A 13,677-nucleotide genomic window follows, 5' to 3' on the forward strand; every position below is an offset into this window, starting at 1 on the left:
TTGTATATAAGATACGCAAAATTTGATAAATTTCATCAACTCTATTATATACCTTCTCGAAACTATTTGAATGGTCCAAATAGCTTATGTCGAAAAATGTTTTCTGTTGTAAAATAGTAGCTTTGTATCAAAAACAACTGATAGTCAATATTTGGTTATTAATATGAAAAAAGACATACAAAAAAATGGCTGTTTTTCAGTATTGAATCTACTTTATCAGTTCTATAAAGGTAAATATTTAACAATAAAAAATAGCCTATAACTAACTTTTAGTTACAGGCGATCTCTATATTGATTATTGTGAAACTGACCTTTCAGTTTCTACTGCAGCATTATTCATACCAGTTTTCATATACTTAGGTAACACAACGAAATAATACACACCAACTATTGATAAACTTAATCCGACAATTGCATGTAACCATTCAATCTTTAAAATAACTGGATAGAATAGCGCGATTAAGCCTAATGTAATACTTTGAGATAATAGTATAATTGGTTGAATCCAACCTTGAACTCTTCCCATCATCCGTTTTTCAACAATTTTAGGGAACCAACCTCCAATTCCAATATTTACGATTGGTAATATTAGTCCAATAATGAATTGCCATAGAATGTAAGCAATTGGTGAAGTTGAGAATCCTCCTGCAATGACACATAGTCCAGATATAATCAGTCCGATGATGATCATATTTTGAAGTTGCATCTTCTTTGCTAACATTGATCCGACAATGCTTCCAAGTAATATACCTGTACCAAATGAAACGCCAACATAGATTAGTAATTCTTCATAGTTATCAGGAGCCAGTTTGTATTTTAAGATAAAAGAAGGCATTACCGAAAACCCACCATTAATGACACCAAATAAGAAAAATCCTGATAAAAGAGACCTTAGTAATGAGTGATTTAAAATGTAAACAATTCCTTCCTTAAAATCCTTTAGAACTAAAGTAAACTTCAAATCTTTTAATGAATGGTGACCATTAGGATTAGTAATTTCTTTCGAGAGTTTAGCTACTTGGATCAGAAGTCCAGATAGGATAAATGATATCGTATCAATGATAATAGCAGCCTCTACTCCCAATTTCCAAAATACAATTGTTCCTATTGCGCCACCAAATAGCATAAATAAACTACTAACTAGTTGATTTAAACCTGCCGAGGTTGCATATTGATCCTCTGTTAAAATCCCTTGCAAAAGAGAAGACTGCGCAGGTTGAAAAAATTTAGATACGCCACTTCTTAAAAATAGAATACAAAATGAAAGAAATATCCAATCTTGCATGATTGTAATTAATAAAACAACTGATAAACAGGCACTTATGTAATCGCAGTACATGGCAATTTTCTTTCGATTTAACCGGTCTGCAAATACGCCTACAAAGAAAAACAGAAAAAGCATTGGTAAAGTATAAGTTAATTCTGTGATCGTCGCATATGACGGTTGAGTAGAAAATTTTCTTAATAAATAAAGCATAAACGCTGTCATGCCCACAACGGATCCAAGCTGAGAAGTGAAATTTGCTAAAAATAACCATAAGAAATTACGGTTTTTAAAAATTTGTAACAACTTAAGTCCCCCTTTTTACACCCTTATTCATTATATACTAAATTTTCAGAATAAAAAGCGCGATTATTGTCGGACTTTCTTTAACTTTTCGCATAAACTTTTCCATAATCAACCAAAATAATAATATCTTACAATTATTTCGTTATAACAGGGAGTTGATATATTGAAATTATTCTTCATATTTTTAAGTTTATTCTTATTAACAATGGCGTTACTCGCTGGTATCGATTTAATACAAGGCACAAGCTTTTCTGAAATGTGGAGTTATATACTTGTTAGTAAAACGGAATTGGTTGGCGAGGATTATGTGGTAATCTTTTTATTTACTGTTCCGTTTGCAGTCGCAAATACTGTCCTTAAATACTTAAATAAGAAAAAAATAAAAAACAGAACAAAAAACCCACAAAATTCTACTAATTAAAAAAGCAACAAAAAACAGCTTAGTTATTTTCTAAGCTGTTTTTTTCTTTACCTTTTTTCTGTATGATTGCAATCGCTAGTAAAGCAATTGGAATAATTATTTGAAGTGGGACATGTAAATAATATGGAACAACATCCAATCCCTCTTTATAATGCTCTAAGTAATTTGGAGCCATCCAAACCGAGCTGACAACGATAATAACCGCAATAGGGTAGGTTAATGTATCTCTCTTCTTCACCCTGAATAAATCTGAAGCACCAATCACTGCACAAAAAAAGAAGACTGAAACTTTCATAAATCCACCTATAACCATAATAATTACAATTAATGAATCTAGTCTTTGAATAAAATTAGCAACGTTTATATAACTAACAGCTGTTAAAATGGGATAACTTGCCCGATCTAATACATCCACGCCCAAAATCATAATGTTTACTAGCGTCAAAGTTGTAAGTAATAATCCAGCAAATACCATCGCTGGAATGCCTACTTTAATTGCGAGCTCAGGCTTTCTTAGATGTGGCATCAGCATGGTTAACGTAATAATTTCACCAAAAGGAAATGTTACAGTTAATGGGAATGCAGCATGTATAACTGGTTTCCAGCCATCTTCTAAAACTGGTCTTAAATTATTAATGTGGAATAACTTTGCTATAAGCTCAAATCCTATGACTACTACGATAATGAACATAATTACATAAAAAGTAATTTCATTTATTCTTCCAAATGTTTCAAACCCTTTATATATAGCATACATAACTAGAAAACTCATTAGTATGCCTATTGCTAATAGGGAAGTTGAGTTGTAAAGTGAAATGACCAATAACTCCTCAAAATCACGCAGAACTCGACCAGCAATATAAATAAAGTAGATTGTATAAATTAAAGCGAGGAGTATTCCTGCATATTTCCCTAAGATCTTTTGAACATAGTGAGTAAACGGTAACTCTGGATACATTTGAAATAATTTAATATAAATGTAATACAACACACAACCCATGAATAATGCAATAATTAAACTAATCCACGCGTCCTGCCTCGCTTCTGTTGCCATACCAATTAGTGATGAACTTCCAATTTCAAATAAAACAATCATACAAAAAAACTGAAAGCCACTTATAGATAATTTACGGTTCATTTTATAACCTTCTTTTTAATATGGGTATGTTCGCTTTCTCATACCTACATTGTTAATTTGCACATCTACAGTTACTTTGAATTTTGCTTTCTGGAATACTTTATTCCAATCTTTTTCATGTTTTTTGAAAGCTTTCGGATCATTAATATGAAGTTTTTCACCAAATCCGAAAACATCGCCACCAAGTTTCTGTGCTTGAGTTAAGCCATCTAAGATCATTTGTCTCACAACTTTTTCACTATCTTTTTCATATTTATTAAGTGTTTTCGCCTTATCAAAGTCATCATTACAGAGCACTTCATCAATATGGCCAATCGATTTTACTTTTACATGAATATTCGGTATCCCTTTTTTCATTTTTACATCTGTTTTTGTTTTTACACGAGTTAATTCCATTGAATCATATTTTTCTTTTTTACATTGAATTTGAAGATTTGTTTCTTTAATTAAATTATCTATAAATTGGACTGCTCTTGCTGGTGGGCCGTCAAGCCAGCCAACTAATTTTCCTTTTCTAAATACACCCATTCCATTTATAACTGCATAAGTTGATTTTACTTTTTCTGTATTCGCTAAAGATTCTGATTCTGGTGATTCATATGCTAACGTAACACCGTTAATGGTTGGTTCACGTCCTGGACTTGAGATAGAAGCGATGACTTCGCGCATCTGTGTTTCGTGATTTTCCCCTAACAAATTAGAGGTGTTTTGTATCTTCCCTGAAATTGATTTTGCAGGAAGTTTATCAAGTGGTGGTATGTTATTCATCACTCGATATACACTATCTTTCCTAGCAATAATGACCGGAATATTTACACGAATTTTCGAGTCTCTCTCAAATACATCAAAAATCCAATTTAATGATTGCTCTTTGGCTAACGTTTCACCAACTATTACAAGTGCTACATGGGAATAAATATTTGGCCTTGAAACTCTTTTTGTCACTTTACGAGCGGCTTCTGAGATTGTTCTGCCCGTTTCGACTAACGAAATGATTGGAATACCTTGTGCACCTGTTTGGGTAGCTATTGCATTTGGGTTAATGATTTGAACAATCATTTCATACTCTTTTGTTTTAGGTACATAATCTAAGCCCATTGCGACAACGATTGATAATCCATTTAATTCTCTATAGTTTGAACATCCGCTTAACAGTAGAATAATAATAAGTACGATCATACAAAATTTCTTTTTCATGGTTTATTCCCCATTACTTTGTTCTTTAATTGTTTTTGTATTACCTTGGGAAGGAACAACTAAAATTGTATCTTTCTGACTACTTAAACGAAACGGTGCGAAAGGCGCAAAATAAGGCTCCCCAAAAGAACGTAAGCTACACATATGCATCAAAATAATTAATCCACCAATTAATATGCCAAACAATCCTATATAAGCTGCTGCTATTAGTAATATAAACCTTAGAATCCTCGCTGCAATCGACATGTTGTAGTAAGGAATTGTAAAGCTCGCAATGGCAGTGATTGAAACAATAATTACCATCGATGCCGAAACGAATCCCGCTTGAACCGCGGCTTGACCTAAAATCAAGGCCCCTACAATAGAAAGTGCCTGACCAACCGCTCTAGGCATTCGAATACCAGCTTCTCGCAATACTTCAAAAACCATTTCCATCCCGATTGCTTCGACAATGGCAGGTAACGGAACACCTTCCCGTTGTGCGGCTAAACTTACTAATAATACAGTTGGAATTACCGCTTGGTGAAAGGATGTAATCGCAATAAATATTGCGGGTGCAAATAAGGCAAGCCAGAAAGACACATATCGTAAAGCCCTTAAAAAAGTCCCAATATATGAGCTTTGATAGTAGTCTTCAGGTGATTGAAAAAACTGTGTGAATGTTGCAGGTAAAATTAGAACAAACGGTGTACCCGCAGTAAGGATGGCGATCCGGCCTTCAAGCAAATTCCCAACTACTGCATCAGGTCTTTCTGTATGTAGCATTGTTGGAAAAATGGTCTTTTGGTCATTTTGGATATAATTTTCTATATAACTCGACTCAAGAATTTCATCGACATTTATTGCTTCTAAACGATGATTTACTTCCTTTAATAAATTCTCATCAACAACACCTTTTATATACATGATTTCAACATCTGTTCTTGTGATTTCACCTATTTTCATTGATTCAATACGAAGAGCCGGATGTTGGATTCGATTTCGAATGAGCGAAGTATTAGTACGTAAGCTTTCTGTGAAGCTATCTTTTGGTCCTCTAATAACCGTTTGAGTAGATGGTTCCGAAATACTTCTAGATTGAACCATTTTCGTACATGCTACTAAGAAATTTGTATCATGATCTAAAAGAATGATTGTGTCGCCAAGGAGTAAGGCTGATAAGAGATTTGTATAACTTGATTGAGATTTTAAACTAGAAACAGAGATGATACTCTTTAAACCATTTTCTAAATCTGATAAAGACAAAGTTGTTTCTTTTTCTGTATTAATTTTTACGATTTTTTCAACGATACCCTCATTGATTAATTGCTCATTGGAAATCCCATCAATATGAATAATTGCAAAGGAATACTGCATCCCTTCTCCAAGTGATTCATGTCTTATAATCAAATCAGAGCTGTCGCCAAAATCTTCCTTAATTCGTTTTATATTTTCTAAAATATCCTTACTTAAGGAACGAGATATATTATTTTGAAAAGGTATTTTTTTATTGGTTGCTGCACTGTTGGTTTCTTTATAATTAAACATTAATTACCACCGTCCATAATTTTTATGGCTTTATATTTCTATACTTTTTCCAAATTCTTTCATTTCATGTATTGATTTCTAATCAAACGAATTTACAACATGTTCAAATCAGTCTTTTGAGCATAAAAATAACCCTTGCTACATGTTGATGTAACAAGGGTTGTATAACTTCTTTAACTAATCATATAGTTTCTGTGCAATTTGCAAATTGACATTAACTGCTTTTCGACCGATTGAATAATATTGTATATTTGTATTTTGAATTTCTTCTACATCAAAACAATTTCGACCATCAAATATGAGTGGGTGTTTCATTCTTGTTTCAAATTGACTCAGTTCTGCACGAACAATTTCATTCCATTCGGTTACGATCAATGCGGCATCTTTATTCGAAATAGCTTCATATAAATCATTGGCGTACTTCACTAAATCTCCAAACTCTCTATTTACTTCTGGTAGAGCGATTGGGTCATATACAGTTATAATAGCCCCGTCTTTTAAAAACTCTTTTATCAACGCAATAGAAGGCGCATGCCGAATATCATTTGTATTTGGTTTAAAACTAGCCCCTAAAATAGCTATTTCTCTATCTTTCAATGAGCCAAAATATAGTTTTGCTAATTCATATAATTTCAATTGCTGATATTCATTTATATCAATGACTGATTTAAGGAGTTTTAATTCTAAACCTTCCAAGGCCGAGCTTTGTATCAACGCCGAAGTATCTTTTGGAAAACAAGATCCTCCAAATCCAATACCTGCATTTAAAAATTGAGACCCGATACGGCGGTCTAGCCCCATACCATGAGCAACTTGTTCAATATCAGCACCGACCGCTTCACAAATTAAAGATATTTCATTTATAAAACTAATTTTTGTTGCTAAAAAAGCATTAGAAGCATATTTAATCATTTCAGCACTTCGTACACTCGTTACGAAAATTGGCAGATTGAATGACTTATATAATTCCGATACGTAAGATGCAGACTGAGGATGATCTGTGCCGATTACAATACGATCTCCGTGGAAAATATCGTGCAAAGCTGATCCCTCTCTTAAAAATTCAGGGTTTGATACAACATCTATTTTGAGTTGAGGATGAGCAAATTCTTTCAAAATTTGTTTTACAACCTCATTCGTCCCAACAGGTACAGTACTTTTAATGACCACGACTAGATCTTTTGAAGCATTAACTGCTATATCTTTTGCCACTTCTTTTAAATAGGTTAGATTGGCAGTACCATCTGGTAACTCTGGGGTACCTACAGCAATGAAGATCACATCCGCTTTACTATAAGCTTGATCAATATTTGTTGTAAAAGCAATACGATCTTGCATAATGTTTTCCAATAAAGCTTCTTGTAGACCAGGTTCATAAATAGGACATATACCTTTTTGGAGTAAATTGATTTTACTTTCATCAATATCAACGCATGTAACCTTAAAACCAACTGTCGCAAATGAAACACCTGTGGCAAGCCCAACGTAACCTGTACCAGAAACAATAATTTGCTTCATGCCCCATCCCCATCCCGTATCGTTAATCAATGTGAACTGTTTTTTCATTCCTGTTTTGAGTTACTACTTCTTCAAGATATTGAATCAAATCGTGTTTAAATTCATCTCTTTCCATCGCAAACTTAATTGATGTTTTGATTAACCCCAATGGCTCTCCAACATCATAGCGCTCACCTTCAAATTCGTAAGCATAAATATGATCAAATTTATTTAACCCAACTAAAGCATCGGTAAGCTGTAATTCACCATTGACTCCATAAGCTGTTTCTTCTAGTACTTTAAAAATATCTGCTGTTAAAACATATCTTCCCATAATCGCTAAGCTTGAAGTATTTGTACCGACAGGTGGTTTTTCAATCAAATGATGTATTTTATATAGTTCACCTAAATCTTCACAGCTCTCAACCATGCCATAACGACTGATATCTTTTTTAGGTACATGCTTAACACCGATGACAGATGATTTTACTTTTTCATATTGTTGGATTAACTGATATGTACATGGCACCGTCCCTGTTGTTACATCATCACCAAGTAATACTGCGAACGGCTCATTTCCTACGAAATTTTTGGCACATAAAATGGCATGCCCTAAACCTTTTGGTTCTTTTTGCCGCAAATAATATAAATCTGCTATTGAGGAAGTATGCTCAACTTGTTCCAATAAATCATATTTTTTATTTTGTAATAACCGCTGCTCTAATTCAAATGCATAATCAAAATGATCCTCTATTGCACGTTTACCCTTACCGGTAATGATTAAAATTTCTTCGATTCCTGATTTAACAGCCTCTTCAACAATATATTGAATGGTTGGTTTATTCACAATTGGTAACATTTCCTTTGGCATCGCTTTAGTTGCAGGTAAAAATCGTGTTCCTAGTCCAGCAGCTGGAATAATTGCTTTTCTTACCTTCATTTACATTCGCTCCCCAATAAAATATGTTTTACCACAGTTCAATCCTGGAGTTGTGTTTGGTACTTAACTTTATGAACTCGCTACCCCCAACATCACTAATTTACAGATCATTTAACCAATCTTTACAATCTCTGAATCTTAAAAACTTTACATATATCCCTTCTTTATTTGATATTTAACTACCTTCAAGTTCATCTATTTTTTACAAAACTCAAACATAGGAATTACAATTCAAATAAAAAAATCCCAAGCAAAAAATGCTTGAGATTTTTAAAAGATAAAAGGTATGATTCAGACTGATTATGAATTAATAAACGTAGTAGTTTACAATTAATTTCTTTTTAATCATATCTTTTCCGACATAACTTGTATCGGATATATTCGATAGTCATTTCTTACGATAACAACTATTAAAAGGATTTTTATTGAGGGAAAGTAAGGTTGAGGAGTATTTGGCAATAAAAAAATCTCGAGCATAAACTCGAGATTTTTAAACTATATTATTTTAAATAACGACTTGGAATTTTATCAATGTTTTCAAGCATGATTCCAGTACCTACCGCTACACATTGCATTGGATCTTCAGCAATAAAAACAGGAACTTTTAATTCTTCAGCTAGTAATGTATCAATACCATGAAGAAGTGCTCCACCACCTGTTAAGATAACTCCACGATCAATAATATCAGCAGATAACTCTGGCGGTGTACGTTCTAAAACAGTTTTTGCAGCTTGTACAATTAAGTAAACTGGTTCACTTAAAGCACGTTGAATTTCATCAGAATATACAGTAATTGTACGAGGTAGACCAGTTACCATATCACGTCCACGAATATCGATTGATTCGTTTCGTGCACCTGGGAAAACTGTTCCTACTTCAATTTTAATTTGTTCAGAAGTACGCTCACCAATTAGCAGTTTATACTCACGTTTAATATAGTTTAAAATCTCCATATCAAACTTGTCCCCTGCCATTTTAATTGAAGAGGCGGTGACGATATCTCCCATAGACAATACAGCAATATCGGTTGTCCCACCGCCAATATCAATTACCATGTTACCGCTTGGTTGGAATATATCCATTCCAGCTCCAATTGCCGCAACTTTTGGTTCTTCTTCTAAATAAACTTGTTTTCCACCGCTTTTTTCAGCAGCTTCACGAATTGCTTTTTGTTCAACAGACGTAATGTTTGTTGGACAACAAATCAAAATACGCGGTTTTGACATAAACCCTTTTACATCTAATTTATTAATAAAATAACGTAGCATTGCTTCTGTAATATCAAAGTCAGCAATAACACCGTCTTTTAACGGACGAATTGCAACAATATTACCAGGTGTACGACCTACCATGCGGCTTGCTTCTTCACCTACTGCTAACACTTTTCCGCTATTACGTTCAATTGCAACTACAGAAGGTTCGTTTAAAACGATTCCTTTACCTTTTACATGTATTAAGACATTGGCTGTACCAAGATCTATCCCGATATCCTTAGAAAACATTCTTTTTGGCTCCTCCTTATTCACTATACTCATGAGCAGTTCCGAATACGTGTTATACCAAAATATAATTTTACCATAAAAGACTGCTTTTAGTAATTAATTTATTGTGAACAGGAGGTTAAATATTTCTAATTTTGTTTTCAAGGCTCGCCAATCCCTACTTTATAACCTTTTCAACGTCTTCTTTTTGATACTTTTGCTTTGTTGCTTCTCCACCGCGTAAATGACGAATTGATTTGTGATAATCTAATATTTCTTTTACCTCATTTGCCAAATCTGGATTAATTTCCGGAAGGCGTTCTGTTAGATCTTTGTGTACTGTACTTTTTGACACACCAAATTCTTTTGCAATTACACGTACTGTTTTCTTCGTCTCCACGATATATTTCCCTATCTTGATTGTTCTCTCTTTGATGTAATCGTGCACACTACTCTCCTCCTCGAATTGGATGTGAGAAGCGTGAAATGAGACTCGTTTTGACTGACTAAGCTGCTCTTTTTCCTGCTCTGACTGACCTGCTGAGGTACATTTATTTTGACTAGGTAGAAAATCCACGATCCCTCACCTCAAACACCTCTTTGATGGGTTTATAACATTGTATTAGCAAAAGGTTATAACTATGCACAATTGTCAGAAAAAAACAAGCGCCCAACACATATGGGATCTGAATCCCCTGTGTTGGGCACTTTGTGAATTGCTATAAATCATTCTTTAATTTAGTTTGAGTCAGTATTTTCTTCTGTAGAACCAGAATTTTCTTCATCTGATTCTGTATCAGAAACGTTTCCAGATGTATTCATTGTATCCGAATCTTTTGCTTCACTTTTTGTATTTTCAGCATTGATAATTGCAGATACATCTTGACCTTGATATTTCTCAGGGTTAATTGCTACACCATCTTTACGTAATTCAAAATGAACATGAACGCCATTTTCTTTACCGATTAGTGATGTTCCAGCAACACCTAGAGCTTGTCCTTGTGTTACTTTAGAACCTTCTTCAACACTGATTGATTTTAAGCTTTGGTAGTAAGAAACTAAACCATTTCCATTGTCTACTTCAACCACATAACCTAGTTCAGCATCTTTTTGTGCTTTTGTAACTGTACCACTTAATGCAGCTGTTACACCAAATTCCTTATTACTCTTATCAACTAAATCCATTCCTGTGTTGATTGCGTAAGTTGAACCATCCACTAGAATTAAAGATTGTTGTTGTTGATCCTTTGAAGCTGAATCATCATAAAAATGACTTTTCACTTGAACTGTCGTATCCTTTGCAACAGGATATGATAGTTTTTCTTCAGTTTTTGTTACTGGTACTGCATCTGGCTCATTTGTGTCAATTGCTGTTCCAGTTTGTTTTGTTGGAGTAGGAGCATTACTATATTGATACCATAACGCACCTGTTAAAATGACTGCTGCACTCACTAAATAAATTGCTGGTACTACCCAACGCTTTCTTAACATTTTCACAACTTTTTGAGAAGTTTTTTTGTTTTGTTCCTCTCTCATCCTTATCACCTCTGCAATCATTGTCAACAGATTCCAGAAATTATATACGCAATTTAGAAAATTTTAATTCGACAAAATTCTTATTTTTCAAAATACTACCATCTAATCCACAATATATCCGTTAAATATTAACAATTGTGGCCTAGTTATACACAGATTTATACTAGTTATGCACAATTTTTGTGGATAACTCTATTTATGTAAATATGAAAATGGAAGAATATTTTTCTTGCATTTTATTTTTATTCAAAATATAATCACACTACAAGCTTGTTAGACATTTTAAAAATGGCTAGATCGAAAAATTTAACTTTTAAATTCTGTTTATCATAAATTTCTGCAATGATGAAGAAGAGTAGATGATATGAATGTTTCAGAGAGCTGACGGTTGGTGCGAGTCAGTACGGACATATTTTTGAATGGGCTTCTGAGCAGCCAAACCGAACCACAAACTGTGCAGTAGGCTTTGGCGGACGTCTCACCGATAAAAGAGACAGGTATTCAAACTTATGTTTCGATACTGCTTTTTGTTTGTCACAAGTAGTTCAGATCCATTTGTTTTGATACTGCAAAGTGAGTCTAATTCGGTATTAGACTAATTAAGGTGGCACCACGGGAGTCCTCGTCCTTTTATAAGGCGAGGACTCTTTTTGCGTCCAAAAAAAGGAGAGATACACATGTTATTCAATAAAAAAGGATTTATTACTTTCACTATATTACTTTCTCTGACATTAACAGCATGTAGCAACCAAGGAACTCAAGTTCAAAATACCTCTAAAGATCAGACGCTAAGATTAATGGATACTTCCGATATCGTAAGTCTTGATAGTTCACTTGCTTTAGATGGCCCTTCATTAAATGCATTAAATAGTGTCATGGAAGGTCTATATATGCCTAATGATAAAGGTGAGTATGTACCCGCAGCAGCTAAATCTCATAAAGTAAGTGAGGATGGCAAGGTTTATACATTTACATTAAGAGATGCTAAATATTCTAATGGCGAAAAAGTAACGGCTCAAGATTTTGTCTTTGCAATGAGAAGAGCAATTGATCCAAAAACAAAAGCACAATTTGCTTACGACTTATATGATATTGAAAATGCCCAAGAAATTAATCAAGGAAAACTTCCAGTGGAAAAACTCGGTGTGACTGCTTTAGATGATCAAACACTTGAAATAAAATTAGAACGTGCTATTCCATATTTTATCCAGTTAACAAGTTTACCTATGTATTTCCCTTTAAACGAGAAGTTTGTTAAAGAACAAGGCAATCAATACGGGCTAGAGGCAAATACAACTTTATATAATGGACCATATGTTGTTAATAATTGGGATCATGGTTCTGGATTTTCACTGAAAAAAAATGATCAATACTATGATAAAAAGAATGTGAAAGTAAATGAGATTGACGTTAAGGTCATGAAAGAGACAACAACTGCAGTGAATTTGTATGAAACAGGCGAACTTGATCAAGCAATTATTGATTCAAGTGTAATTGATCGCTTTAAGGATAATAGTGAATTACAAAAATTAGCAATGCCAATTGTTTCTTATATAAGCTTTAATCAACAAAACCCATTATTAGCTAATAGTAAAATACGAACTGCAATTTCAAATGCATTCAATAAAGAAGATATTAGTAATGTGTTATTAAACGATGGCTCAATCCCAACTGATCGAATTGTACCGAAAGGACTTGTAAAGGATTCAAAAGGAAACGATTTTGTCAGTTCTACGAAACACTCTTCATCAGTTGAACTATCAAAAGCGAAATCACTTTTTAAAGAAGCACTTTCAGAAAGTGGAAAAACTGATGTCTCACTTTCTTTATTAGTTAATGATAGTAATACGTCTCGTAAAATAGGAGAGTACATTAAGTCTCAACTAGAAACGAATTTACAAGGGTTAACGGTTGATATTATTGTACAGCCCGCTCAACAGAAGTTTGAATTACGCCAACAAGGCGATTATGATCTATCTTTAGATACATGGGGAGCAGATTATCCTGATCCAACAACTTATTTAGAACTATTTACATCTAAATCGGCTTTAAACGTACTAAATTACAGTAATAAACAATATGACGACTTATTACTTAAGGCGAACACAGTTAGCATTCAGAATGAAACTGAACGCTTTAAATTGCTTCATAAAGCTGAAGACGTCTTGTTAAATGATGCAGTCATCGAACCACTCTATCAAGCTGGCTATGTATACCTTCAAAAAGAATCAGTCACAGGGATTAAAGTACGACCATTTGTTGGTTATTTCTATTACAAATATGCAAATAAGCAGTAATGGAGTTGAATCTTCAATTACTTGCCTAACAAAAAAAACAGACCTATAGAGGTCTGTTTTTTTGGCTTAAAAG

General features: G+C 33.7%; 11 protein-coding genes and 1 other annotated feature. Of the genes, 2 read left to right on the forward strand and 9 right to left on the reverse strand.

What is annotated here, in order from left to right; genetic code table 11:
• Positions 1 to 295: 295 nt before the first annotated feature.
• On the reverse strand, positions 296 to 1,570 hold the full coding sequence (locus V7056_RS10380; RefSeq protein WP_499701673.1) for an MFS transporter: 1,275 nt from the start codon (positions 1,568 to 1,570) through the stop codon (positions 296 to 298).
• Positions 1,571 to 1,733: 163 nt separating this feature from the next.
• Between V7056_RS10380 and V7056_RS10385 the strand changes: the two genes are divergently transcribed.
• Positions 1,734 to 1,991, forward strand: a complete 258-nt coding sequence (locus V7056_RS10385) for a YczF family membrane protein (RefSeq protein WP_499701675.1) — start codon at positions 1,734 to 1,736, stop codon at positions 1,989 to 1,991.
• 19 nt (positions 1,992 to 2,010) lie between these two features.
• Here the strand turns inward: V7056_RS10385 and V7056_RS10390 are convergent, their stop codons facing one another.
• The 8 genes from V7056_RS10390 to spoIIQ all read right to left on the reverse strand — a co-directional run bounded on the left by V7056_RS10390 (position 2,011) and on the right by spoIIQ (position 11,307).
• Entirely contained in the window at positions 2,011 to 3,129 is a 1,119-nt protein-coding gene (locus V7056_RS10390; RefSeq protein WP_499701677.1) for a GerAB/ArcD/ProY family transporter, read from the reverse strand.
• A 15-nt stretch (positions 3,130 to 3,144) separates the two neighbouring features.
• A complete protein-coding gene (locus V7056_RS10395; protein ID WP_499701679.1) occupies positions 3,145 to 4,326 on the reverse strand; it encodes a Ger(x)C family spore germination protein in 1,182 nt (393 codons plus the stop codon).
• 3 nt (positions 4,327 to 4,329) lie between these two features.
• Positions 4,330 to 5,853: a spore germination protein gene (locus V7056_RS10400; protein ID WP_499701681.1), complete on the reverse strand. Its 1,524-nt coding sequence runs from the start codon at positions 5,851 to 5,853 to the stop codon at positions 4,330 to 4,332.
• A gap of 177 nt (positions 5,854 to 6,030) precedes the next feature.
• Positions 6,031 to 7,371: a UDP-glucose dehydrogenase family protein gene (locus V7056_RS10405; protein ID WP_499701683.1), complete on the reverse strand. Its 1,341-nt coding sequence runs from the start codon at positions 7,369 to 7,371 to the stop codon at positions 6,031 to 6,033.
• Positions 7,372 to 7,393: 22 nt separating this feature from the next.
• The gene (galU, locus tag V7056_RS10410) at positions 7,394 to 8,290 is read right to left on the reverse strand and encodes a UTP--glucose-1-phosphate uridylyltransferase GalU (protein WP_499701685.1); all 897 of its coding nucleotides are present in this window, start codon (positions 8,288 to 8,290) and stop codon (positions 7,394 to 7,396) included.
• Positions 8,291 to 8,790: 500 nt separating this feature from the next.
• Positions 8,791 to 9,792, reverse strand: coding sequence for a rod shape-determining protein (locus V7056_RS10415; protein WP_499701687.1), 1,002 nt, complete (start codon positions 9,790 to 9,792; stop codon positions 8,791 to 8,793).
• Between the two features lie 157 nt (positions 9,793 to 9,949).
• Positions 9,950 to 10,219, reverse strand: a complete 270-nt coding sequence (gene spoIIID / locus V7056_RS10420) for a sporulation transcriptional regulator SpoIIID (RefSeq protein ID WP_088001342.1) — start codon at positions 10,217 to 10,219, stop codon at positions 9,950 to 9,952.
• A 290-nt stretch (positions 10,220 to 10,509) separates the two neighbouring features.
• On the reverse strand, positions 10,510 to 11,307 hold the full coding sequence (spoIIQ, locus tag V7056_RS10425) for a stage II sporulation protein SpoIIQ (RefSeq protein ID WP_499701689.1): 798 nt from the start codon (positions 11,305 to 11,307) through the stop codon (positions 10,510 to 10,512).
• A gap of 333 nt (positions 11,308 to 11,640) precedes the next feature.
• Positions 11,641 to 11,940: a binding site (T-box leader), on the forward strand.
• Between the two features lie 44 nt (positions 11,941 to 11,984).
• Here spoIIQ and V7056_RS10430 point away from each other — a divergent pair.
• Entirely contained in the window at positions 11,985 to 13,604 is a 1,620-nt protein-coding gene (locus V7056_RS10430; RefSeq protein WP_499701691.1) for a peptide ABC transporter substrate-binding protein, read from the forward strand.
• Positions 13,605 to 13,677 lie beyond the last annotated feature (73 nt).

The sequence above is a fragment of the Bacillus sp. JJ664 genome (assembly GCF_036962205.1).
In the GTDB taxonomy this organism is placed as follows: Bacteria; Bacillota; Bacilli; order Bacillales; family Bacillaceae_G; genus Gottfriedia.

Coding starts and splice junctions, on each gene's coding strand:
- V7056_RS10390 (WP_499701677.1), bottom strand. CDS start 3,129: ATGAACCGTAAATTATCTATAAGTGGCTTTCAGTTTTTTTGTATGATT.
- V7056_RS10395 (WP_499701679.1), bottom strand. CDS start 4,326: ATGAAAAAGAAATTTTGTATGATCGTACTTATTATTATTCTACTGTTA.
- V7056_RS10400 (WP_499701681.1), bottom strand. CDS start 5,853: ATGTTTAATTATAAAGAAACCAACAGTGCAGCAACCAATAAAAAAATA.
- V7056_RS10405 (WP_499701683.1), bottom strand. CDS start 7,371: ATGAAGCAAATTATTGTTTCTGGTACAGGTTACGTTGGGCTTGCCACA.
- galU (WP_499701685.1), bottom strand. CDS start 8,290: ATGAAGGTAAGAAAAGCAATTATTCCAGCTGCTGGACTAGGAACACGA.
- V7056_RS10415 (WP_499701687.1), bottom strand. CDS start 9,792: ATGTTTTCTAAGGATATCGGGATAGATCTTGGTACAGCCAATGTCTTA.
- spoIIQ (WP_499701689.1), bottom strand. CDS start 11,307: ATGAGAGAGGAACAAAACAAAAAAACTTCTCAAAAAGTTGTGAAAATG.
- V7056_RS10430 (WP_499701691.1), top strand. CDS start 11,985: ATGTTATTCAATAAAAAAGGATTTATTACTTTCACTATATTACTTTCT.